The sequence below is a fragment of the Acidimicrobiales bacterium genome (genome assembly GCA_016716005.1).
Lineage (GTDB): Bacteria > Actinomycetota > Acidimicrobiia > Acidimicrobiales > JADJXE01 > JADJXE01.
The window spans coordinates 953,503-979,067 of sequence record JADJXE010000001.1 but is presented as its reverse complement, the minus strand read 5'-3'; the positions used below and the strand labels follow the sequence as shown (position 1 = coordinate 979,067).

Genomic DNA, 25,565 nt, shown 5'->3' with positions numbered 1-25,565 from the left:
GGAAGCTCCCGAGAGGCCGGAGGAGCGGGGAGATGGCGATGCGTCGGATCCGACTGGGCGGTGCGTTGGTGGTCGCGGCGATCCTGCTGGCGGCCGCCGCGTGCGGAGGCGACGATGACGCCGTCGGGTCGTCCGGGAGCGCGGCGGCCGGGGAGCGCCCTGAGATCGTGGTGACGTACTCCGTGCTCGGGTCGGTCGTGGATCAGCTCGTCGGCGACACGGCCGACGTCACCGTGATCATGCCCAACGGCATCGACCCGCACGACTTCGAGCCCTCGGCCCGCGACATCGCGACCCTCAACGGCGCGGACCTGATCGTGGCCAACGGGTTCGGCCTGGAGGAGGGCATGGCCGACGCCATCGGGCAGGCCGAGGCCGACGGCGTGCCGGTCTTCCTCGCCACCGATCACATCGACGTACGCCTCATCGGCGAGGGCGAACCCGCCGACGAGCACGGGACCGACGGCGCGGCAGCCGACGAGCACGGGACCGACGGCGCGGCAGCCGACGAGCACGGGACCGACGGCGCGGCAGCCGACGAGCACGGGACCGACGGCGACTCGCACGAGCACGAGCACGGTGACGGCGCGGAGGATCCCCACTTCTGGTTGGATCCGGCGTCGATGCGGCAGGCCATGGACGCGCTGGCCGAGACCGTGGAGGCCGAGCTGGGCCTCGACCTGACGGAGCAGGCGGCCGCGCTCGACGCCGAGCTGGCCGCGCTCGACGAGCAGGTCGCCGCGATCCTCGAGCCGATCCCGGCGGGCGAGCGCAAGCTCGTCACCGGCCACGAGTCGCTCGGCTACTTCGCCCGCCGGTACGGCTTCGAGCTCGTCGGTGCCATCATCCCGAGTGTCACCAGCCAGGCCCAGGTGTCGGCGGGCGAGCTGGCCGCCCTGAGGGAGCAGATCGAGGCGAGCGGTGTGCCCGCCATCTTCACCGAGATCGGGACGCCACAGGACGTGGCCGACGCGATCGGGCGGGAGACGGGCGTGGTGGTGATCGAGCTCCCGTCGCACAACCTGCCCGACGACGGCTCCTACGAGACCTTCATGCTCGACGTGGCGACCGGTGTCGCCTCGGGGCTCGCCCCGCAGGACTAGAACCGGCCGTCGTGGGATGGTTGGTCGAGCCCTTCGCCCAGAACGAGTTCATGCGCAACGCCCTGCTGGCCGGGGTGCTGGTGTCGGTGGCGTGCGCCGTGGTCGGCACGTTCGTGGTGCTCCGGGGGCTCGCCTTCATCGGTGACGCGCTGGCGCACGGCGTGCTGCCCGGCATCGCCGGGGCGCTGCTGCTCGGCCTGCCGGCCACGCTCGGTGCGGTGGTCGGCACGGTGGTGATGATCGGTGGCGTCTCGCTCGTCACCACGCGGTCGCGGCTCTCGAGCGACACGGCCATCGGCCTGCTGTTCGTCGGCATGCTGGCGCTGGGCGTCGTGATGGTGTCGAGGTCCACGTCGTTCACGGGCGACCTCGTGCGGATCCTCTTCGGGGAGATCCTCGGCATCTCCGCCACCGACCTCGTGGTGCAGGCCGTCGCCACAGGGGTCGTGGTCGTCGCCGCCCTGGTGTGCGCGCGTCCGTTCCTGCTGCTCTGCGTCGACGCCGAGCAGGCCGAGGTGGCCGGCTTCCCCGTCCGGGTCTTCCACACCCTGATGATGGCGCTGGTGGCCCTCACGATCATCGTGTCGTTCCAGACCGTGGGCACCCTGCTCGTCTTCGGCATGTTGCTGGCCCCGGCGGGCGCCGGCGCCCTGCTCGCCCGGCGGGTGGGCACGATGATGGTGTGGGGCGTGCTGATCGGGTGGGTGTCGGTGTTGGCCGGGCTGTTGATCAGCTACTACTACGACCTGGCCGCGGGCGCGTCCATCGTGTTGGTGGCGGTGGGGCTGTTCTTCGTGGTGCTCGTGGTGCAGAGCCTGCGGGCGCCGCACCTCCTGCCGGCCCACTGAGCGGGTGGCAGACTGCCCGTGCTGCCGCGAGACGCAGGGGGGACGGGCATGGGTGAGCTGCACGTGGTGACGACCGGGCTCCGGTTCCCGGAGGGGCCGATCGCCATGGCCGACGGGTCGGTGATCCTGGTCGAGATGTTCGGCCCGCGGGTCACCCGCGTGCTGCCCGACGGCACCAAGGAGACCGTGGCCGAGGTGCCCGGCGGGCCCAACGGCGCCGCCATCGGCCCCGACGGCGCGCTCTACCTGTGCAACAACGGCGGGTCGTTCACCCCCGTCGACCTCGGCGACCTGCTGCTCCCTGGGCCCTTCGACCCCCAGCGCTACCTCGGCGGCCGGATCCAGCGCATCGACCTGGCGTCCGGGGTGGTCACGGATCTGTACACCGAGTGCCACGGCCGGCCGCTGCGGGCGCCGAACGATCTCGTGTTCGACTCGCACGGAGGCTTCTGGTTCACCGACCACGGCGTGCGCGACGACCGCACGAGCGACCGCACCGGCATCTTCTACGCGCAGGCCGACGGCTCCGGCATCCGCGAGGTGATCCACCCCACCGACGGCCCCAACGGCATCGGCCTGTCGCCCGACGGGGCGACCCTCTACTACGCCGAGACCCACACCGGGCGCGTGTACCGCCGCTCGGTCGTGGCGCCCGGTGAGGTCGCCGGCGCCATGCCCCTGGACACGTCGATCTGTCTGGCCGGCCTGCCCGGGCTGGCGCTGCTCGACTCGCTCGCCGTCGACGGCGACGGCAACGTGTGCGTGGCCACCCTGGTCAGCGGCGGGATCACGGTGATCTCGCCCGAGGGCGACATCGTCGACTTCGTGGCCACGGGCGACCTGCTCACCACCAACATCTGCTTCGGCGGCCCCGACCTGCGCACCGCCTACATCACCTTGTCGGGCACCGGGCAGCTCGTCTCGACCGAGTGGCCCCGGCCCGGCCTCCGACTCGCCCACTGACCTGCCGGCCGGGGGCCGGCTCGGACGGGCCCGGCCCGCTCGGTAGGCTCTCGGGGATGGCCGAGCGGTACTGGATCGAGACCCTCGGCTGCCCGAAGAACCAGGTCGACTCCGACAAGCTGGCCGGCACCCTCCTGGCCGACGGCCTGGTGCCGGCCGGCTCGGCCGACCAGGCCGACCTGGTCGTGGTGAACACCTGCGCCTTCATCGAGGCGGCTCGCCAGGAGTCGGTGGACACCGTCCTGTCGCTCGACGGCGCCCGCCGGAGCGGCTCCCGCCTGGTGGTCACCGGGTGCCTGGCCGAGCGGTACGGCACCGAGCTGGCCGCAGCCCTTCCCGAGGCCGATGCCGTCGTCGGCTTCGGCGTGCCGTTGCGGCTCGGTCCGGGGCCGGCACGGCCGAGCCTCGACCTGCTCGACCTGCCCCGGCCCCCGGCGGCGGCGCCATGGGCCTACGTGAAGGTCGCCGAAGGGTGCGACCGGGCCTGCGGGTTCTGCGCCATCCCGTCGTTCCGCGGGCCGCAGCGCTCGCGCTCGATGGCGTCGGTGCTGGGCGAGGTCGAGGGTCTGGTCGGCGGCGGCGTGCGTGAGGTCGTGCTGGTCGCGCAGGACCTGGCGGCCTACGGGCGCGACGCCGGGGTGGGGCAGCGGGTGATCGTCCCGCTCGTGCAGGCCGTCGCCGAGCGGGCGCCTCGGGTGCGGCTGCTCTACCTGTACCCGTCCGACCTCGACGACGCCCTCGTCGACGCCGTGCTCGCCACCGGGGTGCCCTACTTCGACCTGTCGCTCCAGCATGTGTCCCGGCCGCTGCTGCGGCGCATGCGACGGTGGGGCGACGGCGAGCGGTTCCTCCGACGGATCGCGGCGATCCGGCGCCGGGAGCCGGCGGCGGCGCTGCGGTCGAACCTCATCATCGGCTACCCGGGTGAGACCGAGGCCGACCACGACGCCCTGCTCGCCTTCCTCGACGAGGCCCAGCTCGACTGGTGCGGGTTCTTCCCGTACTCGGCCGAGGAGGGCACCCACGCGGCCCGGCTCGACGGGGTGGTGCCCGAGGGGCTGGCGCTCGAGCGGCTGGCCGAGGCGCAGTCGCGCCAGGACGCCATCACCGCGGCCCGGCGCGACCAGCTGATCGGTGCCGAGATCGAGGTGCTGGTCGACGCGCCGGGCGAGGCCCGCAGCCACCGGGAGGCGCCCGAGATCGACGGGATCGTGCTGGTCCCCGCCGCCCTGGCCGTCGGCTCGTTCGCCCGGGTGGAGGTGGTGGCCGCGCTGGGGCCCGACCTCCGAGCCGTCGAGGCCAGCTGATGAGCTCCTCGTTCGGCCCGTCGGCGCTGGCCACCCCCGCCAACCTCGTCACGGTGCTCCGGCTGATGCTCTCGCCGCTCCTCTTCGGGCTGGTCGCCGAGGGGCCGTCGTGGCTGGCGGTGAGCTTGTGGTTCGTGCTGTCGGCCTCCGACTTCGTCGACGGCTACCTGGCCCGCCGTCACGGCACGACCCGGTCCGGCGCCTTCCTCGATCCGCTGGCCGACAAGGTGCTGGTGCTCGGCGCCATGGTGGCGCTGGTCGTCAACGGCACCTTCTGGTGGGTGCCGGTGGCCATCATCGGCGTCCGCGAGGTGGCCATCAGCGTGTACCGCACCTGGGTGGGCCGGAGAGGGGTCAGCGTGCCGGCCCGGCGCCTGGCCAAGCTCAAGACGCTGGTCCAGCAGCTCGCCGTGGGGTTCGCGCTGCTCCCCCTCACCGCCGACGCCCGGTGGCTGTGGCAGCCGCTGCTCTGGGCGTCGGTCGTGCTCGCCGTCGTGAGCGGCGCCCAGTACGTCGTCGGCGCGGGCCGGTCGCACGCCGAGCCCCGCACCGATCCGCCCCTGGGAGCGGCCGGTGCGGTGTGACGTGGTGGCGGTGGGCACCGAGCTGCTGCTCGGCCAGGTCGTCGACACCAACTCGGCCTGGATCGGCGAGCAGCTGGCCCTGGCCGGCATCGACTCGTACGTCCAGACGAAGGTGGGTGACAACCTGCCCCGGATCGTCGCCGTGCTGCGCCAGGCGCTGGCCCGCTCCGACGCCGTGATCGTGTGCGGGGGCCTGGGCCCGACGCAGGACGACATCACCCGTGAGGCCATCGCCGAGGTGATGGGCGTCGACCTCCGGCGCGACCCGGAGATCGTGGAGGTGATCCGGGACCTGTTCGCCTCGCGTGGGCGCCGCATGCCGGCGAACAACGAGCGCCAGGCCGACGTGCCCGTCGGTGCCACCGTCATCCGCCAGACCCGGGGGACGGCCCCGGGCCTCGTGTGCCCGGTCGGCATGCAGGTGATCTACGCGGTGCCCGGCGTCCCGCACGAGATGCAGGACATGGTCCGGCGGGCGGTGCTCCCCGACCTGCAGGCCCGTTCGGGGGAGCCGGCCGTCATCCTGTCGCGCACGCTCCGGACGTGGGGCGAGAGCGAGTCGGGCCTGGCCGAGCTGCTGGCCGACCGCATCGACGAGCTCGACCCCCTGGGCAACCCGACCCTGGCCTTCAACGCCAGCGGCATCGAGGGCCTGAAGGTGAGGATCACGGCGAAGGCCGCCGACGCCGCGGCCGCCACCGCCGCCCTTGACGACGAGGAGGCCAGCCTGCGGGCGCTGCTCGGGCCCCTGGTGTTCGGGGTCGACGGCGAGACGATGGAGCACGCCGTGCTCGACCTGCTCCGTGGCCGTGGCCTCACCCTGGCCGTGGCCGAGTCGGTCACGGGTGGCCTCGTGGCCGCCCGCATCACCAACGTGCCGGGCGCCAGCATGGTCTTCCGGGGCGGCGTGGTGTCGTACGCCAGCGAGGTGAAGCACGAGCTGCTGGGGGTGCCCGAGGGACCGGTGGTGTCGGAGGCAGCGGCCGCGGCCATGGCCGACGGCGTCCGCCGCCTGCTGGGCGCCGACGTGGGCCTGGCCGCGACGGGCGTGGCCGGGCCCACCGAGCAGGAGGGCCAGCCGGTCGGCACCGTGTTCTTCGGCCTCGCGCTGGGCGACGACGTGTCGGCGGTGCGCACCCTGCTCCCGGGTGACCGTGACCGGGTCCGTCAGTTCGCGACGATCACGCTCCTGAACCGGCTGCGGCTGCGGCTGCTGGAGGGCGGCGATGGGTGAGCGCCCGGTCGGCGCCCCGCGCTTGGGCGGGCGCCGGCTGCGACGGGTGGTCGCCGCGGTCGGCGTGGCCGGCGGCCTGGTGCTCGGTGGGGCCGGGCTGGCCGCCGGTGAGGCGTTGCCCGGCGACCGGGCCGAGGCCGTCGGCGTGTGGGGTGCCGCCGACCTGCCGCCGCTGCTCGGGCGGCCGTCGAAGCCGATCGTCGCCATCGCGGCCACGCCGAGCGGCCAGGGCTACTGGCTCCTGGCCGCCGACGGCACCCTCGCGGCCCACGGTGACGCCCGCTGGTACCCGCCGTCGGGCCCGATCCCGGCCGGCGACCCGGTGGTGGGGATGGCCGTGTCGCCCACCGGGCTCGGCTACTGGCTCGTCGATCGGGTCGGCCGGGTCTTCGCCTACGGCGACGCGCCCCTGCTGGCCACCTCGGGCGGTGCGATCACGCCCGGGCAGCCGGCCACGGGGATCTCGCCGGCGCCGGGTGGCCGGGGCTACTGGGTGGTGGCCGCCGACGGCTCGGCGGTGGCCTACGGCGAGGCCAGGCTGGCGCCGTCGGGCAGCGGGGTGCCGCCGGCCGGCGTGGTGGCCCTGGTGCCCACGCCCTCGGGCGCCGGCTTCTGGCTGGCCTCCTCCGACGGCCGGGTCTTCCCCTACGGCGACGCCGGGTGGTTCGGCGCACTCGACGCCGCTGCCGCCGGGTCGCCGGTGGTGGGCATGGTCGCCACGCCCGCCGGCCTCGGGTACTTCCTGGCCCTGGCCGACGACCGGGTCGTGCCCTTCGGCGACGCCGGGCCGTTCGGGGCGTGGGCCGCGTGCCCGGCCCGGCCGGCCTCGGGGATCGCCTGGCGGCCCGGCGGCGGCTACTGGATCGCTCGCTCGATCGCCCCCTGGCCGGGGCCGGCGGCCACCGCCGGCCTCCGCCCCGTCCAGCAGGTCGCCGCCGAGGGCGCGCAGATGGCCGAGGCGCTGCGGGTGCAGCAGGGCTGCCAGGCCCCGGGCGGCGCCCGCCGGCTGGTGCGCCCGGTGGGAGCCGCGCCCATCGCGTCGCCCTTCGGGTGGCGGACCCACCCGATCTACGGCGAGCGCCAGCTCCATGCCGGCGTCGACTTCTCGCGCCCTGCGGGCTATCCGGTGGCCGCCGCCGCCGACGGCGTGGTGGTGTCGGTGAGCACCCGGGTGGGCTACGGGCTGGCCGTCGTGATCGATCACGACGGGCGGCTCGGGACCGTGTACGCGCACCTGTCGGGCGCTGCGGTCGGGGTCGGGCAGCGGGTGGGCGCCGGCCGGACCATCGGGTGGGTGGGCTCGAGCGGGTTCGCCACCGGGCCGCACCTGCACTTCGAGGTGCGCGTGAACGGCGATCCGGTCGACCCGGTCGGCTGGCTCTAGGGGGCGGGCGTGTCGGAGCCACCGCCGGCTCGGCTGTTCGTGGCCGCCGAGCTCCCGGCCGAGGCGCTCGACCAGCTGGCCCGCCTCGAGCGGGCCGAGCGGCCGGGCGTGCGCTGGACCCGGCGGGACCAGTGGCACGTGACGCTGCGCTTCCTCGGCGACGTCGGCGAGCCGGCTGCGGTGGTCGAGGCGCTGTCCGGGGTGCGGGCCGCGCCGGCCGAGGCCGTGCTCGGCCCCCGCGCCGCCCGGCTGGGCCGGGGCGTGCTGTGCGTGCCGGTCGCCGGCCTCGAGGGGGTTGCGTCGGGGGTGGTGGCGGCCACGGCCGGTCTCGGGCGACCGCCCGATCCGCGCCGCTTCACCGGCCACGTCACCTTGGCCCGGTTGCGCCACGTGGGTGCCTGCGGCCTGGCCGAGGGCGCGGTGTCGGCGGCGTGGGTGGCGCGCGAGGTCGTGCTGGTTCGCAGCCACCTGGGGCGGGGTGGCGCGTCCCATGCCGTGCTGGCCCGAATTCCCCTGGGGTGGGGGCGGCCGGCCCGGTAGCGTCCGATCGCCGGCCCGCTGGCGCCGGCCCTCGCCCCCTCCGTGGCCTCGGCGGACGCCTGTTCGATGCTTGATCGAACAGGCGTTCGCAACTACAGTCGTGTCGTTCGCGGGGGATGGATGACACACCTCCTGCGTAGGGTCGGATCCAGAGCAGATCGGGGCCAACGGCCAACACCGGCGGTCCTCCCCCACAGCAGCGCCGCCTGCGGGTGGCAGACGAAAGGACATGGCCCCGGTGGATCGCCAGAAGTCCCTCGAGATGGCCCTCAGCCAGATCGACAAGCAGTTCGGCAAGGGCTCGGTCATGAAGATGGGGGAGAAGGGCACGATGGCCATCGAGGCCGTCCCCACGGGCGCCCTCGCCCTCGACCTCGCCCTCGGCATCGGCGGCCTGCCCCGTGGGCGGGTCGTCGAGATCTACGGCCCGGAGTCGTCGGGCAAGTCCACGCTCGCCATGCACGTGGTGGCCGAGGCGCAGCGCAACGGCGGCATCTGCGCCTACATCGACGCCGAGCACGCCCTCGACCCGGTCTACGCCCGCGCCATCGGGGTCGACGTCGACGAGCTGCTGATCTCCCAGCCCGACACCGGCGAGCAGGCCCTCGAGATCACCGACATGCTGGTGCGCTCGGGCGCCATCGACGTGGTGGTGATCGACTCGGTGGCCGCCCTCACCCCCCGGGCCGAGATCGAGGGCGAGATGGGCGACTCCCACGTGGGGCTGCAGGCCCGCCTCATGTCGCAGGCGCTGCGCAAGCTCACGGGCAGCCTCAGCAAGTCGAACACCATCGCCGTGTTCATCAACCAGCTCCGCGAGAAGATCGGTGTGATGTTCGGGTGCCTCTCCCACGACACCCGCGTGGTCCTCGCCGACGGCACCACCGAGGAGATCGGCAGGATCGTCGAGCACCGGCTCCCCGTCGAGGTGCTCTCGTACGATCCCGCGCTCGACCGGGTCGTGCCCAGGCGGGTGGTGAGCTGGTTCGACAACGGTCCGACCGATGAGTTCCTGCAGCTCACGGTGGCCAAGCCCGGCGGGGACGGCCGATCGCAGCTCACGCTCACCCCGAACCACCAGGTCTGCACGTCCGGCGGCTGGCGCGAGGCCGCCGAGCTCCGCGTCGGCGACCGGGTCCTCCAGGCGGTGCCCCACCATCTCTCCGAGCTCCAGTGGCAGGTGCTCCTCGGAGGGCTGATGGGTGAGGGAGCGTTGTCACCCGACCGGAGCGGCCGCGGCGAGCGGTTCCGCTTCGGTCACGGCGCCGACCAGGTCGAGTACGCCGAGTGGAAGGCGTCGCTGTTCGCCAACCTCACGGTCGGCAGGTCGAGCACGGCCACGGGAGCGGTGTGCTTCGATCTCCAGCCGTTGCCGGAGCTGGCCGAGCTCCGTCGGGCCGTCTACGTCGACCGCGAGGGCGACGGCGAGGTCGACGGCGAGAAGGTGCTGAGCGGCGACTACCTCAAGGGGCTCACGCCGCTGTCGATCGCCGTCTGGTACATCGACGGCCTGCAGCCACGCTCGCAGGGTCCGAGCGGCCGGGCCGAGATCTGCGTGGAGGCGCTGGAGGCCACCAGCCGCGAGCGTCTTCGGGCTCATCTGGCCGACACCTGGGGCATCCACGCCACGCTCGTCGAGCGAGGCGGCACGGCGGTGCTGCGGTTCTCCACGGGTGAGACGGCCAAGCTCCATGCGCTCATCGGGCCCTACGTCCATCCGTCGATGGAGCGGACGCTGCTGGCCAGGTATCGGGGGCGCTTCGGGGTGGAGGCGGTCTTCGCCCCCGTACACCACCGGCTGGTGCCGCTGCCGGTCACGGACATCCGGGTCGAGGCGCCCACCGGCTCGACGCACCGGTTCGACATCGAGGTGGAGGGCAGCCACAACTACTTCGCCGACGGGGTGATGGTCCACAACTCGCCGGAGACCACCCCGGGCGGCCGGGCGCTGAAGTTCTACTCGTCGATCCGGCTCGACATCCGTCGCATCGAGTCCATCAAGGACGGCGTCGAGGTCATCGGCTCGCGCACCCGTGTGAAGGTGGTGAAGAACAAGTGCGCACCGCCGTTCCGCCAGGCCGAGTTCGACATCATGTACGGCAAGGGCATCAGCCGTGAGGGCTCCGTGCTCGACATCGCCACCGACCTCGGGATCGTGAAGAAGTCGGGGGCCTGGTACACCTACGAGGGCGAGCAGCTGGGCCAGGGCCGCGAGAACGTGAAGGTCTTCCTGGGCGAGAACCCCGAGCTCATGGTGGAGATCTCCGAGCGGATCCGGGCCCACGTCGGCCTGACCGAGTCGCAGGAGGGCGAGTTCTCCGAGTCCGACGAGGCGCCGATCGTCCTCGACTAGGTCGCCCACGGCCGAGTGGCCGGCCGCCCCGCTCGGCAGCAACAGCAGCCACATCCCCATCACCGTCCACAGGCTGTGGTTGACTGTCCGGCCAAGCGGAGTAGCCGGCTCGCCCGTGGCGTGGGCGCTCGCCGGTCCCTCGGGACCGGGCCGGTTCGACGATCGGCCCGACTCGCCACGTCCCGAACGAGCCGCTGATGCACCTGCTCCGAGTCTCGAGTCGCTCCGACCCCAACGCCGTGGCCGGCGCCCTGGCGGGCGTGGTGCGGCGCTCCGGGCAGGTGGCCGTGCAGGTGGTCGGGGCCGGGGCGCTCAACCAGGCGGTGAAGGCGGTCGCGATCGCCCGCAAGCACGTGCTCGCCGACGGGATCGACCTGGTGTGCTCGCCGGGGTTCGTGGAGGTCGACGTCGACGGCGAGGAGCGCACCGCCCTGCGGCTGGTGGTGCACGACCGGCGCCATCCCCACACCGACGACGGCCCCGCGGTCGACCTTCGCGACGATCTCCTCCCCCGGCCGGGCGCCTCGGGCGGTTCGGGCTGATCGCGCCGGCCGTCGCTCGGCCCGGCGACCGCAGGGCGGAGCCGGCCGCCTACCCTGGTGTGATGCCCCGGCGGTACCTGGTGCGCACCTTCGGGTGCCAGATGAACGAGCACGACTCCGAGCGGATCGCGGGTCTGCTCGAGGCCGACGGCCTGGTGGCGGCCGCCGGCCTCGACGACGCCGACGTCGTCGTGCTCAACACCTGCTGCATCCGGGAGAACGCCGACAACAAGCTCTACGGCAACCTCGGCCACCTCAAGTCGCTCAAGGCCCGCCGGCCGGGCCTGCAGATCGCGGTCGGGGGCTGCCTGGCCCAGAAGGACGGCGAGGTGCTGCGGTCGCGGGCGCCCCACGTCGACGTCGTGTTCGGCACCCACAACGTCCACCGGGCGGCCGAGCTGCTGCGTCTGGCCGCCACCGACGGGCCGGTCACCGAGGTGGTCGAGCAGCCCGAGCACGACGACGAGGCCCTGTTCCCCTCGGCTCTGCCGGCCCGACGCGAGGTGCCCTGGGCGGCCTGGCTGACCATCCAGATCGGTTGCGACAACCAGTGCGCCTTCTGCATCGTGCCCGCCGTGCGGGGGCGCGAGGTCAGTCGGCCCTTCGGTGAGCTGGTGGCCGAGGCCCAGGGTCTGGCCCGCGACGGCGTCACCGAGATCACGCTGCTCGGCCAGAACGTGAACTCCTACGGTCGCGACCTCACGACCCGCCTGCGCGCCCGGCCCACCACCGCCGCCGAGCGGGTGGCCGAGGCCGGGGCCGCCTGGGCCGCCGACGGGCGCGTGCGGCCGCGGCCGCTCTTCGCCGATCTGCTCGTGGCGGTCGGCGCCGTCGAGGGGATCCGGCGGGTGCGGTTCACCAGCCCGCATCCCAAGGATCTCCGGCCCGAGACCATCGAGGCCATGGCCGCCACCCCTGAGGTGTGCCCGCACCTGCACCTGCCGCTGCAGGCCGGCAGCGACCGGGTGCTGGCGGCCATGCACCGGGGCTACACCGCCGAGCGCTACCTCGAGCGGCTCGCCGCGGCCCGCGCCGCCATCCCCGACCTGGCCGTCACCACCGATCTCATCGTGGGGTTCCCCGGCGAGACCGACGACGACTTCGAGCGCACCCTCGAGGTGGTGGCCGCGGCCGAGTACGACAGCGCGTACACCTTCGTGTTCAGCCCGCGTCCCGGCACCGAGGCGGCGGCGCGCACCGACCTGTTCGTGCCCGCGGAGGTCACCGCCGACCGCTTCGCCCGGCTCCGGGTGGTGGTCGAGCGCAGCGCCCTGGCCAAGCACCGCGACCGTGTCGGCCGGGTGGAGGAGGTCGTCGTGGAGGGGCCCAGCCGCAAGGACGCCGGGGTGCTCACCGCCCGGACCGGCCAGAACAAGCTCGTCCACCTGGTCTCGGAGAGGCCGATCCGGCCGGGCACCTCGGCCGAGGTGCGCATCACCGGCGCGGCCCCGCACCACCTCACCGGCGACCTGCTCGGCGTGACCGCCCAGCCGACGCACCGCACCCGGATCGCCGTCGGGGTGAGCGCCACCCACCCGTGAGCGGCCGTCACCTGGCCCTGGTGGGCTGCACCGCGTCGGGCAAGTCGGCGATCGCCCTCGAGCTGGCCCGTCGGCACCGCGACCTCGAGCTGGTGACGGTCGACTCGATGCAGGTGTACCGGGGCATGGACATCGGCACGGCCACGCCCACGGCCGCCGAGCAGGCCGAGGTGCCCCACCACCTGCTCGACCTGGTCGACCCGGGGGAGGACTTCACGGTGGCCCGCTACCGCGACGCCTTCGACGAGGCCCTCGCCGGGATCGAGGCACGCGGTCACCGGGCGCTCCTCGTCGGTGGCACGGGCCTCTACCTGCGGGCCGTCATCGACCGACTCGAGCTGCCCGGCGAGTACCCCGAGGTGCGACGGGCCCTCGAGGCCGAGCCCGACACGGTGGCGCTCCACGCCCGCCTCCGGAGCCTCGACCCGGTCGCGGCGGCCCGGATGGAGCCCGGCAACCGGCGCCGGGTGCTGCGGGCCCTCGAGGTCACGCTGGGCGGCGGGCGACCGTTCTCGTCGTTCGGCCCCGGTCTCGGCACGTACGGGCCGACACCGTTCGTGCAGCTCGGCGTCCGCCTGCCGCGGGAGGTGACCGATCGCCGGATCGAGGAGCGGTACGCGGCCCAGCTCGCCGCCGGCTTCCTCGACGAGGTGCGCCACCTGGCGGCCCGCCCCGGGGGGTTGTCGCGCACCGCCCGCCAGGCCCTCGGCTACCGCGAGCTGCTCGCCCACCTCGACGGCGCCTGCGAGCTTGCCGAGGCGGTGGAGGTCGCGGTCACCCGCACCCGGCGCTTCGCCCGCCGCCAGGACCGCTGGTTCCGCCGCGATCCGCGGATCCGCTGGCTCGAACCCCCGGCCGGCGACCCGAATCCGGCCGCGCTCGCCCTCGCAGTGCTGGAAGACTCGATCCTGTGCGGGTGACCAAGCACCACGGCCTCGGCAACGACTTCCTCGTGCTGCTCGACCCGGCCAGCGACGACGACGTCCCGCCCGAGCTGGCCCGATGGGCCTGCGACCGCCGCCGGGGGGTCGGCGCCGACGGCTTCGTGGTGGGCTCGGTGCCCACGGGCTTCTTCCCCGACGGGCCGCCCCACCTGCGGATGCTGCTCCGCAACGCCGACGGCGGCCGGGCCGAGATGAGCGGCAACGGCATCCGCTGCCTGGCCCAGGCCGAGGCCCGCCGGATGGGGGTCGACCGAGTCGAGCTGCGCATCCTCACCGACGCCGGCATGCGGGTCTGCGAGGTGCGCGAGGGGCCCGACCCCCGCACCGCGATGGTGAGCGTCGACATGGGCCGGGCGCGAGCCCTCCCCGACCCCGGTGAGGGGTGGCAGGCCGAGGCCGGGGTGCCGGTCCGCCGGGCCGCGCTGGTCGATCTCGGCAACCCGCACGCCGTGCTCCTCGTCGACGACCCCTCGCAGGTCGACCTGGCGGTGGTCGGCCCCGCGGTCGAGCGGCGCTTCCCGGCAGGGATCAACGTGGAGGTCGTCGCGCCCACCGCGGGCGGCGGGCTGCGCCTGCGCGTGTGGGAGCGGGGCGCCGGCATCACCGAGGCCTGCGGCACCGGCGCCTGTGCGGCGGCCTGGGCCGCGCACGGGTGGGGGCTGACCGGTGTCGACGTCACCGTGCACATGCCCGGCGGCGAGGCCGCCGTGATGGTGGGCGACCACGTCACTCTCGTCGGGCCGGCCACCTACGTGGCCGACATCGACCTCGATCCGGAGGGGGCCCGCGCCGCGTGTCGCTGATCGAGCGCACCTTCCGGGAGAAGATCGTGCTGGTGGGGGTCACCCTGCCGCCGGCGACGCCCGACGAGACCGAGGACAGCCTCGACGAGCTGGCCGCGCTGGTCGACACGGCCGGGGCCGACGAGGTGGGACGGGTCGTCCAGCGCCGGGACGCGCCCGATCCGGCCACCTTCATCGGCAAGGGCAAGGCCGAGGAGCTGCGGGAGGTGTCCGAGTCGGTCGACGCCGACACGGTCGTGTTCGACAACGAGCTCACGCCGGCCCAGCAGTTCAACCTGGAGAAGCTGCTGGGCCGCACCGCGATCGACCGGACAGCCGTGATCCTCGACATCTTCGCCCAGAACGCCCACACCCTCGAGGGCAAGGCCCAGGTGGAGCTGGCCCTGCTCCGCTATCGCCTGCCCCGCCTGCGGGGCAAGGGCGGCTCGCTGTCCCAGCAGGCCGCCGGCATCGGCACCCGGGGCCCGGGCGAGACCCAGCTCGAGGTCGACCGGCGGCGACTGCAGCGGCGCATCACCAAGCTCGAGCACGATCTCGACCAGCTGAACGAGACCAGGCACCTGCAGCGCAAGGCCCGGCGGCGCTCGCGCCTGCAGACCGTCACCATCGTGGGCTACACCAACGCCGGCAAGAGCACGCTGCTCAACCGGCTCACCAACGCCGGCGTGCTGGTGGAGGACCGCCTGTTCGCCACCCTCGACCCCACGACGCGCCGGCTCCACCTCCAGGGCGGCGAGGCGGTGCTCCTCTCCGACACCGTCGGGTTCGTGAAGAAGCTCCCGCACCAGCTGGTCGAGGCGTTCAAGAGCACCCTGGAGACCGTCGCCGAGTCCGACCTGCTGGTGCACGTGGTCGACGCCTCCGCCCACGACCCCGACGGGCAGATCGAGGCCGTGCGGGTGGTGCTGGCCGAGATCGGCGCCGACAGGGTGCCCGAGCTCCTCGCGTTCAACAAGACCGACAGGACGCGGGAGGGCGCGCGCCTGGTCGCGAGCCACCCCGGGTCGGTCGCCATCTCCGCGGTGCGGGGCGACGGCATCGACGAGCTGCTCACGGCCGTGAGCGACCGCCTGCGCGCCCTGGCCACCGTCGTCGAGCTGGTGCTGCCCTACGACCGGGGCGACCTGCTCGCCGCCGTGCACCGAGAGGGCGAGGTCATCGCCGAGGTGCACGAGGACGCCGGGGTGCGGGTGCGGGCCCGCCTCGACCAGGGCGCCACCGGCCGCTTCCGCGAGTACCTGGTGTCGTGAGCGAGGTGCGATGACGGCCGCCGGCTTCGAGCCACCCACCTACCCCTACGAGCGGCTCGCGCCGGCCAGGGCCCGGGCCGAGACCCATCCCGGCGGCGCCGTCGACCTGTCGATCGGCACGCCGTGCGACCCGCCGCCGCCCGCAGTGGTGGAGGCGCTGGCCACCTCGGGGGCCGAGCGCGGCTATCCGCCGTCGATCGGCACCCCGCGCTACCGGGCCGCCGCGGCCGGGTGGCTGGCCCGCAGGTTCGGCGTCGACGTCGACCCCGATCACCTGGCTGCGTGCGTGGGCACCAAGGAGTTCGTGGCCACGACGCCGCAGTGGCTGAAGCTCCGCCGGCCCGACCGCGACGTCGTGCTCTACCCGGCGGTGTCCTACCCGACCTACGAGATGGGGGCGATCCTCGCCGGCTGCCGGCCGGTGCCGGTGCCCGTCGACGACCGGTGGCGGCTCGACCTCGCCGCCGTCGACCCGGCCGATGCCGAGCGGGCCCTGTGCCTGTGGGCCAACACGCCGGGCAACCCCACCGGCGGCCTCGACGACCTCGGAGCGGTGGCGGCATGGGGTCGGGAGCGGGGCGTCACCGTGCTCTCCGACGAGTGCTACGTGGCGTTCACCTGGTCCGGCGCTCCCCGCACCATCCTCGAGCACGGATCCCGCGGCGTGCTGGCCGTGCACTCCCTCTCCAAGCGCTCCAACCTGGCCGGGCTCCGAGCCGGCTTCTACGCCGGCGACCCGGAGCTGGTGCGCTACCTGCGCGAGGTGCGACAGCACGCCGGCTTCCTCGTGCCCGGGCCGGTGCAGGCCGCCGGGGCGGTCGCCTTCGACGACGACGTGCACGTGGACGAGCAGCGGGAGCGGTACCGGGCTCGGCTCGAGCGCCTGCGGGAGATCCTGGCGGCCTGGGCCGGCGTCGAGTCACCCCTGCCCGGCGGGGGGTTCTACCTGTGGGTGCCGGCGCCGGGCGGCGACGCCTGGGCCTTCACCGACCGGCTGGCCGACGAGGGCGGCGCCCTGGTGAGCCCGGGTGAGCTCTACGGCTCCCCGGGTGCCGGCCACGTGCGGGTGGCGGCGGTGCAGCCCGACGAGCGCATCGAGCTGCTCGCCCGCCGGCTGGGGGTGGGGTGATGGGCGTGCCCGCCGCGCCGCCGGGGGCCGTCGGGCCCCGGCCACGGCCACGGCTCCGGCCGTCGTGGGTCTGGTACGTGGTCGCCGGCGCCGTCGCCCTGGCGGGCGTCGGCGTGAGCGTCGTGCTGATCGTGCTGGGGGCCCTCCGCTTCGTGGGCGAGGTCGACGACCTGCAGCGCGTGGTGATGCCCGGCCGGGCGACCCTCGAGCTCGACGAGGGCTCCTACACCATCTACTACGAGTACCTCAGCGAGGTGGGCGGCCGGCCCTTCGACACGCCCGTCGTGCCACCCGACCTGCGCTTCACGCTCATCGGGCCGGACGGGACGCAGGTGCCGCTGGCGCTCTACGACGGCAGCTTCACGTACTCCGATGCCGACCGGGCGGGGAGCGCCCAGCTCACCTTCCGTGCTCCGACGTCGGGCGAGTACGTGCTCACCGGGGTCGACGTCACCGAGCGGAGCCCCGACGTGGTGATCGCCGTCGGGCCCGGGCTGGCCGGCACCCTGGTGCGGGCGGTGCTCGTGGGCCTGGTGGTCGGGGCGCTGTGCGAGGTGGTGGCCCTGGTGATCCTGGTGGTCACCGTGGTGCGGCGGTCGAAGAGCAAGCGCCTGCTCGACGCCCAGCACCCTCCGTCGGGCTGGCCGCCCCCGCCCGGCACCGGGTACGGCACCTGGGCGGGGGGCCAGCCGGCGTGGGCCGCGCCCTCGCCGGTGGCGCCGCCGCCGGGCTGGTCGCCCCCGCCCTCGCCGCCGTCCCCTCCCTCGCCCTCGCCCCCCGGGCCGGGGCCGGGGCCGGGGACCGGCGCGCCGTCGCCCGACGACCCGGGCTGGGCCGCGCCCCGCTGAGCGGCCGTCGGTCGTCTCCGTCCACGTCACGGCCGCCGCGAGGCGAGCCGGCGCGGCGTCAGAGGTAGCCGAGCTGGCGGGCCTCGTAGGTGAGCTCGTCGCGGAACTTGGGGTGGGCGACGCGCACCAGTTCCCGGGCCCGCTGGGAGATGGCCCGCCCCTTCAGCTCGGCCACGCCGTACTCGGTCACGATCTTGTCGACCGTGTTCTTGAGCGTGGTGACCACCGTGCCCGGCGCGAACTGGGCGCGGATGCGCGATCGCGACTCGTCGGCGGTGGTGGCGTGCAGCACCAGGAACCCCTGGCCCTGCCGGGCGAACATGGCCCCGCGGGCGAAGTCGGCCTGCCCACCCGAGCCCGAGTAGTAGCGGCCCTCGATCGTCTCCGACGCGCACTGCCCGAGCAGGTCGACCTCGAGGGTGGCGTTGATCGACACGAAGTTGGGCTCGCGGGCGATCACCCGGGGGTCGTTCACGTAGTCGACGGGCCACAGCTCGACCGCGGGGTTCTCGTGGAGGAAGTCGTAGAGCACCTTCGTGCCGAGGCAGAACGTCGCGATGATCTTGTTGGTGTTCAGGCGCTTCTTCACGCCCGTGACCACGCCGCGCTCGACGAGGGTGATGATGCCGTCCGACAGCAGCTCGGTGTGGATGCCGAGGTCGTGGTGGTCGTCGAGCAGCGACATGATGGCGTTCGGGATGGCGCCGATGCCGGCCTGCAGGGTGGCCCCGTCGGGGATGCGCTCGGCGACGAACTCGGCGATCCGCACGTCGGTGTCGGTCACCTTCGGGGGCGGCACCTCGACCAGCGGGTAGTCGGCCTCGTAGTACCCGATCGCCTGGCTCACGTGCACCTGGTTGCGCCCGAAGGTGCGCGGCATGTTCGGGTTCACCTCGAGGAAGAACCGGGCGTGCCCGATGAAGCTGGACGTGTAGTCGGCGTTCGTGCCCAGCGAGAAGTACCCGTGGCGGTCCATCGGCGACGTCGCGGCCAGCACCAGCGGGTCGCGGGTGCTCTCGCGGAGGATCTGGGGGACCTCGCTGAAGTGGCAGGGCACCAGCTCGCAGCCGCCCTCCTGGAACGCCACCCGCGTGATGGGAGAGAGGAAGTACGCCACGTAGCGGAGCTGGTCGCCGCACGTGCCGTGCAGGTAGGGCCGGTCGTGCAGGGCGTGCATCTGGTGGACCCGCACCCCGTGGAGCCGGTCTGCGTGGGCCTCGATCGCGTCCATGAGGGCCACCGGCTCGCCGTTGGCGAGCGGGATGACGATGTCGGCGCCGTCGCCGATGTGGCTCAGGACGTCGTCGGGGCTCGTCGCACGGATGGCGTGGATCCGTGTCATACCTCTCCTCGTGATGGGGCCGGCGGCCCGGTGCCCCCGGGGTCGCCCCCGCGCGGCCACGGTAGCCTGCCGCCCATGGCCGACCTCCAGTCGCAGCTCGAGGAGCTCTGGCAGCACCGCAACGAGCTCGAACCGGGCGACAGGCACGCGTCCGCCCTCGTCCACGAAGCCATCGACCTGCTCGACAACGGCGCGGCCCGGGTCGCCGAGGTCGTGGCCGGCCGGGTGGTCGTGCACGAGTGGCTGAAGCTGGCGATCCTGCTGCTGTTCCGGGTGTCGAAGATGAAGACCACCGAGCTCGGGCCGTTCGAGTTCGCCGACAAGATCCCCCTCAAGTCCGGCTTCAAGAAGGCGGGCGTGCGGGTGGTGCCGGGTGCGTCGGCGCGCTACGGCTCGTTCCTCGACCGGGGGGTCATCCTCATGCCGAGCTACGTGAACATCGGCGCGCGCGTCGGGGCCGGCACCATGGTCGACACCTGGGCCACCGTGGGCTCCTGCGCCCAGGTCGGCGCCAACGTGCACCTGTCCGGCGGCGTGGGCATCGGCGGCGTGCTGGAGCCCCCGCAGGCCGCGCCCGTGATCGTCGAGGACGACGCCTTCGTCGGGAGCCGGAGCATGGTGGTCGAGGGCGCTCGGGTCGGGCGGGGCAGCGTGCTCGGCGCCGGCTGCATCCTGTCGGGCTCGGTGCCCGTGATCGACGCGACCACCGGCGACGAGCTCAGCCGCGGGGTGGTGCCCCCCAACACCGTCGCCGTCACCGCCACCCGGCCCCGCGACTTCCCGGGCGGGCAGTACGGTCTGCCTTGCGTGCTGGTGATCCGGCATCTGCACGAGGGGGAGCGCCACGACAAGGCGCAGCTGGAGGCCGTCCTGCGCGAGCACGGCGCCACCACCTGAGGGCGGGCGGTCGTGGGGCGGCACCTGGTCGGCGTGCCCGGGCACGCGTCCCTGCCGTGAGCGATCTGCTCGAGCTCACCGCCGAGCTCGTCGACATCCCCTCGCCGTCGCACCACGAGGGCGCCATCGCCGACCACCTCGAGGCCCGGCTGCGGCGGGCGCCGTGGCTCACGCTCGAGCGCGTGGGCGACAACCTGGTCGCCCGGACGCGCCTCGGTCGCCCGCTGCGCCTCGTCCTCGCCGGCCACACCGACACGGTCCCGGCCAACGGCAACGAGCGGGCGCGGGTCGACGGCGAGGTGCTCTGGGGGCTGGGCTCGTCCGACATGAAGAGCGGCCTGGCGGTGATGCTCGAGCTGGCCACCACCCTGGCCGATCCCGCAATCGACGTCACCTACGTCTTCTACGTGGCCGAGGAGGTGGAGGCCCGCTTCAACGGGCTCGGCATCCTGGCCGCCGAGCGTCCCGACCTGCTGGCGGGGGACGCGGCCCTGCTGGGCGAGCCCACCGGGGGCGCGCTGGAGGCGGGCTGCCAGGGCAGCCTGCGCCTGGCCCTCACCCTCACGGGGGCGCGCGCCCACAGCGCCCGGCCGTGGACGGGGCGCAACGCCGTGCACCGCCTGGCCCCGGTGCTGGGACGCCTGCAGGCCTACGAGGAGCGCCGGCCGGTGATCCACGGCTGTGAGTTCCGTGAGGCCCTGCAGGCCGTCGGCGTCGAGGGAGGGGTCGCCGGCAACGTCGTGCCCGATCGGGTGCGGCTCACCCTCAACCACCGCTTCGCGCCAGACCGGTCGGCGGCCGACGCCGAGGCCCACGTGCGGGAGGCGCTGCGCCTGGCCGAGGTGCTCGAGGACGGCGACTCGCTGGAAGTGGTCGACGTCGCGGCCGGCGCCCCGCCGTCGTTGGACCACCCCCTGCTCGCCGAGCTCGTTCGGCGCAACCGGCTGGTGGTGCGGGCCAAGCTGGGCTGGACCGACGTGGCCCGCTTCGCGGCGCTCGGTGTGCCGGCCGCCAACCTGGGCCCGGGCGACCCCACCCTCGCCCACACCGCCGGCGAGCGGGTGGAGCGGGCGGCGATCGAGCGGGTGCACGGCGCCCTCGCCGAGCTGCTCACGTCCGGGGCCTGACGCCGGCGGGCGCCACGGCGCCGTCGCCGCCCGGGGCCGGTAGGCTCGCCGTACCCGAAGCCCAATACCAGAAAGGACGCCCACCCATGGCGATCGAGGCCGGTCGGCAAGCCCCCGATTTCGAGCTGAAGGACCAGGACGGCAACACCGTCACGCTGTCGGGCTTCCGCGGCGACAAGGCGGTGGTGCTGGTGTTCTACCCCTTCACCTTCACGTCGGTGTGCGAGGGGGAGCTGTGCCAGCTCCGCGACGACCTGTCCCGGTACGAGTCCGCGGGGGTGCAGGTGCTGGCCGTGTCGTGTGACAGCCGCTTCGCCCAGAAGGTGTGGGCCGAGCAGCAGGGCTACACCTTCCCGGTGCTGGCCGACAACTGGCCCCACGGTGCGGTGGCACAGGCGTACGGGGTGTTCAACGAGGCCCTCGGCTGTGCCAACCGGGGCACGTTCGTGATCGACTCGAGCGGCACGATCGTCGACGTGTTCGAGTCGCCGAACCTCGGCACCGCTCGCGACAAGGCCGCCTACGAGGCGGCACTGGCCAAGCTGGGCTGACGGGGCGCGGGTCAGAGGCGCCGCAGCACGCTCACGACCCGGCCGAAGATGGTGACGTCGGCCGGGTCGTAGACCATCGGCGACAGGCGCTCGTTGGCCGGCACCAGCACGACCTTGCCGCCCTTGCGGGTGAAGGTCTTGACGGTGGCCTCCTCGCCCGGGATCCCGGCCACCACGATCTGGCCGCTGCGGGCCTCGTCCTGCTGGCGGACGACGACGAAGTCGCCGTCGAGGATGCCGACGTCGACCATCGAGTCGCCGCGGACGCGCAGCATGAACAGGTCGCCGTCGCCGGTGAAGTCCTCGGGGAGGGGCAGCAGCTCCTCGACGTTCTCCTGGGCCAGCACGTCGCTGCCGGCGGCCACGTCGCCCACGAGGGGCACGTGGCGCACCGGCCGGCGCTCCACCGCGCCCCCCGACGACGGGTCGTAGCGAACCTCGATGGCGCGCGGCTTGGTGGGGTCGCGCCGGAGGTAGCCCAGCCGCTGGAGCGTGGCCAGGTGGCTGTGCACGGTGGAGGGGGAGGTGAGGCCGACCTCGTCGCCGATCTCGCGCACCGAAGGCGGGTAGCCGTGCTCGCGCATGTGGCGATCGATGACCTCGATGATCTCCCGCTGGCGGGCGGTGAGGTGCTGCTCGGTCATGAGGTGCCTCCGATCGGCCCCACGGGCCCGGCGGTGACCGGCCCGGGCCGCCCCGGACCGAACACGTGTTTGTCGACCTGACCGTACCGGGCCGGCCGCCGCCAGTCAAACATCTGTTCGATCCGGGCCTTGACATCGAACGGGCGTTCGTGGTCACATGGTTGCCGAACAGACGTTCGAGCTCATCCGTTCGACCTGATCGGAGCGCCCGCCAATGGCTGCCGTGGTCTGCGACCGCCGCTTCACCCGCCACCCGGACGAGCTGTCACCCTACGTGGGCGCCCCGGCTCCGGCCGCCCTGTACCGGCGGCGCCGGCTGGCGGCGGTGTTGGTGGCCGTCGTGGTGCTGCTGGCGCCCATCCTCGCCGTCCGCACCCTGGCGGCGACCCTCGGGGGCGTGCCCGCCTCCGCCCCCGAGGCACCCCTCGACGCGCCACGTGTCCACGTGGTGCAGCCCGGCGACACGTTGTGGGCCGTGGCGGCCGAGCTCACCCCGTCCGGGGGCGACGTTCGCGCCACCGTCGACCTGCTGGCCGACCTGAACGGCGGCGCCGCCACCCTCCAAGTAGGACAGCGCCTGCTGCTGCCCTGACCCGGCCCGGCGGTGGCGTCCGCGCCCGGCGCGGGCGGGCGGTACCGTCTCGGCGTGCGGTGCCCCGTGTGCGCGAGCCTCGACGACAAGGTGGTCGACTCGCGCCAGGCCGACGACGGCGACGCCATCCGTCGCCGTCGCGAGTGCCTCGGCTGCGGGCGGCGGTTCACCACCTACGAGCGGATCGAGGAGGCGCCGCTGCTGGTGGTGAAGAGCTCGGGCGAGCGCGAACCGTTCGAGCGGGCCAAGGTCGTGGCCGGGGTGAGGGCGGCGGCCAAGAACCGCCCGGTGACCGAGGAGCAGCTGGAGGAGCTGGCGGCCGAGGTCGAGGAGGAGATGCGCCTCGAGGCCCCGGAGGTCACGAGCGAACGGATCGGGCTGGCCGTGCTGCGGCGCCTGGCCCAGCTCGACCAGGTCGCCTACGTCCGCTTCGCCAGCGTGTACAAGGAGTTCGCGAGCCCCGGCGACTTCGAGCGCGAGGTCGGGCTCCTGCGCAAGGCCACCCCCTCCGGCTGACCGGTGGGCACCGACCCCGGGTCCGGCCACCGGGGTCCGGGCGCTACTCGACGACGCGCAGCGCGGAGGGCAGGTCGGTGCGGCGCAGCTTGCGGATCGTGAGCAGGGGCGCCACGGCCACGGCCAACACGCCGAGGACGACGGCGGTGGCGATGGTGACGGGCGTCAGGTGGGCGATCACGCCGAGATCGGGCATGGTGTCGCCGGTGAGGCCGTAGACGACCCAGCGCATCACGAGCGTGCCGAGCAGCAGCCCGAAGGCGGTGCCCAGCAGGCCCGTGGCGAGGCCCTCGGTCATCGACATGCCCACCACGGTGCGGACCCGCACGCCGAAGGCGAACATCGTGGCGTGCTCTCGGACCCGCTCGTCCACGCTGATGCTCGTGGCGTTGAAGGCGATGAGCAGCGCGAGCAGGAGGACGAGCGCGGCCGCCAGCTGCATCACGGCGATGATCTGGTCCATGGAGTCCTGCAGGTAGTCGGCGGTGGAGGCGACCGACCGCACGCTGCTCACTCCCGGCAGGCCGAACAGGGCCCGGAGGGTGTCGTCGGGCGTCGATCCCGGCGCGGGCTCCAGCTGGACGGCGTTGGCCACGCCCTCGGCGCCGAACAGGCTGGCGGCGGCGGTGTCCATGAAGGCGTAGGGCCGCAAGGGCAGCGGGTGGAGGCCGGCGACCACGACCGGGTCGTCGACGACCCGGATGCCGAGACCCTCGCGCCTCGGATGGCGCAGGGTGACGACGTCGCCGGGTTCGACGCCGAGGTCGCGGGCCGCCTTCTCGGCCAGGATGATGCCGGCCCGCCCGCCGAGGTCGGCGGGATCGACCGCGTCGACGATCCGCGGCTGCCAGCCGTCGCCCGACAGCGGGAGCACCTCGACCAGGGCCTCCAGCTCGTCGCCGCGGTCGTTGGTGAGCAGCGCCCCCACGTCGAGGATCGTCTGGGCGTCCGCCGCCGCAGGGGAGCCGGTGACCGCCCGGACCGTGGGCGAGTCGACCGGCTGGTAGCTGTCGAGCACCACGATGAGGCGGTCGGGCCGCCCGCCCAGCAGCTCGGTCTCGGCCGTGTCCAGGGTGAACACGAACGAGTCGATGGTCCCGAAGGTGGCCACCATCACGGTGATGGCCGCGCCGATGCCGAGGGCGGTGAGCAGCGTCCGCCGGGGCGACCGCAGCACGTTGCGGACCGGCATCTGGGCCAGGCTGCCGCCGGGCACCCGGATGCGCCGCAGCAGCCGGGACGGGCCCCGCGTGGCGAGATGGCCGGTGCGGATGGCGGCCACGGGCGGCACGCGCACGGCCCGCCACACCGGGTAGACGGTGGCCAGCACGGGCAGGAGCAGGCCGATGAGCGCGGCCTGGAGGAACACGTCCGGCTGGAACGTCGTGATCCACACGGGCATCGGGAGCAGGCTGACGAAGAGCTGCTTCATCGCCTGGGTGAGCAGGTAGCCCACCACCACCCCCAGCACCACGCCGAGCAGGGCCACCTCCACGCCCACGAGCATCGGCCGGATGGCCAGGCTCGCCCGGCGGGCGCCCAACGCCATGCCCACGCCGATCTCCCGCCGCTGGGACTCGACGATCCGGCTGATCAGGTTGAAGGCGGCGACAGCCGCGCCGGCCAGGATCAGGAAGGCGAAGACGTTCCAGAACCGCTGGTCGTTGGCGATGTCGTCGTAGAGGATCCGGCGCCCCTCGTCGTCGGCGATCGTGAGCACCGTGGCGCCGGCGTCCGGCAGTCGCGACGCGAAGGCGCGCTCGACGTCGGCCGCCAGGGCATCGACGTCGGTGCCCGGGGTGGCCCGCAGCACGAGGTCGTTGACCCCGTCGGGGTTCCCGGTGATCTCCTGGGCCGTGGCCAGCGGGACGAACACGATGGCGTAGTTGCCGGCCGAGAGGAGCTCCCGGCTCGACCCCAGCACGAGGAAGTACTCGGGCGTGATCGCCCACCCGACTGCCTCGAGCGCGCTGGCCCCGGCGCTGCCGCCGGTGAGCTCGATCGAGAGGGGCAGGGGGAGGTCGTGGGTGTCGGCGAACTTGGCCTCGACCAGCGCGACCGGCCGGCCGTCGTCGGCCTGGTCGAGCCCCCGACCCCCCTCCACCTCGATCAGGTCGACGTGTGGGCCCCCGTCGACCACGTCGACCCCGACGAGGCGGCCGGGCACGAGGATCGCCTCGTCGCCGGTGGAGGCGTCGAGCTGGGTGGGGAGGACCAGGCGCTCCTCGGCCACCGCCACCCGGTCCGGGTCGGCGATCGACCCGACCACCCCGAGCAGGTCGCCGGCCGGCACCACGCTGCCCTCGGCCAGGCTCACCTTCAGCTCGTGGGCGTCGAGGGCGGCGTAGCTGGCGTCGTTCGACCGGTACCGCCACTCGGCGGTGCTGCCCAGCCCGGCGTAGGCGCCGGTTCCGATGGCGATGATCAGGGCGATGGCGGCCACCAGCACCCAGCGCCGCCGCAGGTCGCGGAGCGACCAGCGGACCCAGAGGCGAACGCGGCGCGCGCGCGCACCGGCCATGG

24 protein-coding genes are annotated in these 25,565 nt (G+C 74.0%); 21 read left to right on the top strand and 3 right to left on the bottom strand.

Features of this window, described 5'->3' with window-relative positions; translation table 11 throughout:
* Positions 1-32: 32 nt before the first annotated feature.
* The 16 genes from IPM45_04735 (at position 33) to IPM45_04660 (ending at position 17,373) form a co-directional block, all read left to right on the top strand.
* Entirely contained in the window at positions 33-1,103 is a 1,071-nt protein-coding gene (locus IPM45_04735; GenBank protein MBK9178870.1) for a zinc ABC transporter substrate-binding protein, read from the top strand.
* Positions 1,104-1,153: 50 nt separating this feature from the next.
* Positions 1,154-1,951: a metal ABC transporter permease gene (locus tag IPM45_04730; protein ID MBK9178869.1), complete on the top strand. Its 798-nt coding sequence runs from the start codon at positions 1,154-1,156 to the stop codon at positions 1,949-1,951.
* 48 nt (positions 1,952-1,999) lie between these two features.
* Positions 2,000-2,914, top strand: a complete 915-nt coding sequence (locus tag IPM45_04725; protein ID MBK9178868.1) for an SMP-30/gluconolactonase/LRE family protein — start codon at positions 2,000-2,002, stop codon at positions 2,912-2,914.
* 56 nt (positions 2,915-2,970) lie between these two features.
* Positions 2,971-4,221 carry a radical SAM protein gene (locus IPM45_04720; GenBank protein MBK9178867.1) on the top strand — a complete coding sequence of 417 codons (1,251 nt, stop codon included), beginning with the start codon at positions 2,971-2,973 and terminating at the stop codon, positions 4,219-4,221.
* Positions 4,221-4,805 (top strand): CDP-diacylglycerol--glycerol-3-phosphate 3-phosphatidyltransferase, encoded by a 585-nt coding sequence (gene pgsA, locus IPM45_04715; GenBank protein ID MBK9178866.1) that lies wholly within the window; start codon positions 4,221-4,223, stop codon positions 4,803-4,805. The genes IPM45_04720 and pgsA overlap by 1 nt, the downstream gene beginning before the upstream one ends.
* Entirely contained in the window at positions 4,795-6,039 is a 1,245-nt protein-coding gene (locus IPM45_04710; GenBank protein ID MBK9178865.1) for a competence/damage-inducible protein A, read from the top strand. The genes pgsA and IPM45_04710 overlap by 11 nt, the downstream gene beginning before the upstream one ends.
* On the top strand, positions 6,032-7,423 hold the full coding sequence (locus IPM45_04705; protein ID MBK9178864.1) for a M23 family metallopeptidase: 1,392 nt from the start codon (positions 6,032-6,034) through the stop codon (positions 7,421-7,423). Before IPM45_04710 ends, IPM45_04705 begins: the two co-directional genes overlap by 8 nt.
* A gap of 9 nt (positions 7,424-7,432) precedes the next feature.
* Entirely contained in the window at positions 7,433-7,963 is a 531-nt protein-coding gene (locus tag IPM45_04700; GenBank protein ID MBK9178863.1) for a hypothetical protein, read from the top strand.
* Between the two features lie 229 nt (positions 7,964-8,192).
* Positions 8,193-10,316: a recombinase RecA gene (gene recA, locus IPM45_04695; GenBank protein ID MBK9178862.1), complete on the top strand. Its 2,124-nt coding sequence runs from the start codon at positions 8,193-8,195 to the stop codon at positions 10,314-10,316.
* 197 nt (positions 10,317-10,513) lie between these two features.
* Positions 10,514-10,858: a stage V sporulation protein S gene (locus tag IPM45_04690; GenBank protein ID MBK9178861.1), complete on the top strand. Its 345-nt coding sequence runs from the start codon at positions 10,514-10,516 to the stop codon at positions 10,856-10,858.
* A gap of 62 nt (positions 10,859-10,920) precedes the next feature.
* On the top strand, positions 10,921-12,399 hold the full coding sequence (locus IPM45_04685) for a MiaB/RimO family radical SAM methylthiotransferase (GenBank protein MBK9178860.1): 1,479 nt from the start codon (positions 10,921-10,923) through the stop codon (positions 12,397-12,399).
* The gene (gene miaA / locus IPM45_04680) at positions 12,396-13,319 is read left to right on the top strand and encodes a tRNA (adenosine(37)-N6)-dimethylallyltransferase MiaA (GenBank protein ID MBK9178859.1); all 924 of its coding nucleotides are present in this window, start codon (positions 12,396-12,398) and stop codon (positions 13,317-13,319) included. The genes IPM45_04685 and miaA overlap by 4 nt, the downstream gene beginning before the upstream one ends.
* Positions 13,316-14,146: a diaminopimelate epimerase gene (gene dapF / locus IPM45_04675; protein ID MBK9178858.1), complete on the top strand. Its 831-nt coding sequence runs from the start codon at positions 13,316-13,318 to the stop codon at positions 14,144-14,146. The genes miaA and dapF overlap by 4 nt, the downstream gene beginning before the upstream one ends.
* Positions 14,137-15,396, top strand: a complete 1,260-nt coding sequence (gene hflX / locus IPM45_04670; GenBank protein MBK9178857.1) for a GTPase HflX — start codon at positions 14,137-14,139, stop codon at positions 15,394-15,396. Before dapF ends, hflX begins: the two co-directional genes overlap by 10 nt.
* 10 nt (positions 15,397-15,406) lie before the next feature.
* Positions 15,407-16,525, top strand: a complete 1,119-nt coding sequence (locus tag IPM45_04665) for a succinyldiaminopimelate transaminase (protein ID MBK9178856.1) — start codon at positions 15,407-15,409, stop codon at positions 16,523-16,525.
* On the top strand, positions 16,525-17,373 hold the full coding sequence (locus tag IPM45_04660) for a hypothetical protein (protein MBK9178855.1): 849 nt from the start codon (positions 16,525-16,527) through the stop codon (positions 17,371-17,373). The genes IPM45_04665 and IPM45_04660 overlap by 1 nt, the downstream gene beginning before the upstream one ends.
* 58 nt (positions 17,374-17,431) lie before the next feature.
* On the opposite strand, the gene IPM45_04655 is transcribed toward IPM45_04660, so the two are convergent.
* Positions 17,432-18,715: an acetyl-CoA hydrolase/transferase family protein gene (locus tag IPM45_04655; protein ID MBK9178854.1), complete on the bottom strand. Its 1,284-nt coding sequence runs from the start codon at positions 18,713-18,715 to the stop codon at positions 17,432-17,434.
* Between the two features lie 75 nt (positions 18,716-18,790).
* On the opposite strand from IPM45_04655, the gene IPM45_04650 reads away from it, so the two are divergent.
* From IPM45_04650 to IPM45_04640, 3 genes are all read left to right on the top strand, one after another.
* Entirely contained in the window at positions 18,791-19,612 is an 822-nt protein-coding gene (locus IPM45_04650; protein ID MBK9178853.1) for a 2,3,4,5-tetrahydropyridine-2,6-dicarboxylate N-succinyltransferase, read from the top strand.
* Between the two features lie 65 nt (positions 19,613-19,677).
* Complete coding sequence (locus IPM45_04645) at positions 19,678-20,739, top strand: succinyl-diaminopimelate desuccinylase (protein MBK9178852.1); 1,062 nt, start codon at positions 19,678-19,680, stop codon at positions 20,737-20,739.
* 86 nt (positions 20,740-20,825) lie between these two features.
* Positions 20,826-21,290: a peroxiredoxin gene (locus tag IPM45_04640; GenBank protein MBK9178851.1), complete on the top strand. Its 465-nt coding sequence runs from the start codon at positions 20,826-20,828 to the stop codon at positions 21,288-21,290.
* A gap of 11 nt (positions 21,291-21,301) precedes the next feature.
* On the opposite strand, the gene lexA is transcribed toward IPM45_04640, so the two are convergent.
* On the bottom strand, positions 21,302-21,934 hold the full coding sequence (lexA, locus tag IPM45_04635) for a transcriptional repressor LexA (GenBank protein MBK9178850.1): 633 nt from the start codon (positions 21,932-21,934) through the stop codon (positions 21,302-21,304).
* A 214-nt stretch (positions 21,935-22,148) separates the two neighbouring features.
* On the opposite strand from lexA, the gene IPM45_04630 reads away from it, so the two are divergent.
* Together IPM45_04630 and nrdR are read left to right on the top strand one after the other, a co-directional pair.
* Positions 22,149-22,526, top strand: a complete 378-nt coding sequence (locus tag IPM45_04630) for a LysM peptidoglycan-binding domain-containing protein (protein ID MBK9178849.1) — start codon at positions 22,149-22,151, stop codon at positions 22,524-22,526.
* A 54-nt stretch (positions 22,527-22,580) separates the two neighbouring features.
* Positions 22,581-23,042 carry a transcriptional repressor NrdR gene (gene nrdR, locus IPM45_04625; protein ID MBK9178848.1) on the top strand — a complete coding sequence of 154 codons (462 nt, stop codon included), beginning with the start codon at positions 22,581-22,583 and terminating at the stop codon, positions 23,040-23,042.
* A 43-nt stretch (positions 23,043-23,085) separates the two neighbouring features.
* On the opposite strand, the gene IPM45_04620 is transcribed toward nrdR, so the two are convergent.
* Positions 23,086-25,563 (bottom strand): FtsX-like permease family protein, encoded by a 2,478-nt coding sequence (locus IPM45_04620; GenBank protein ID MBK9178847.1) that lies wholly within the window; start codon positions 25,561-25,563, stop codon positions 23,086-23,088.
* Positions 25,564-25,565 lie beyond the last annotated feature (2 nt).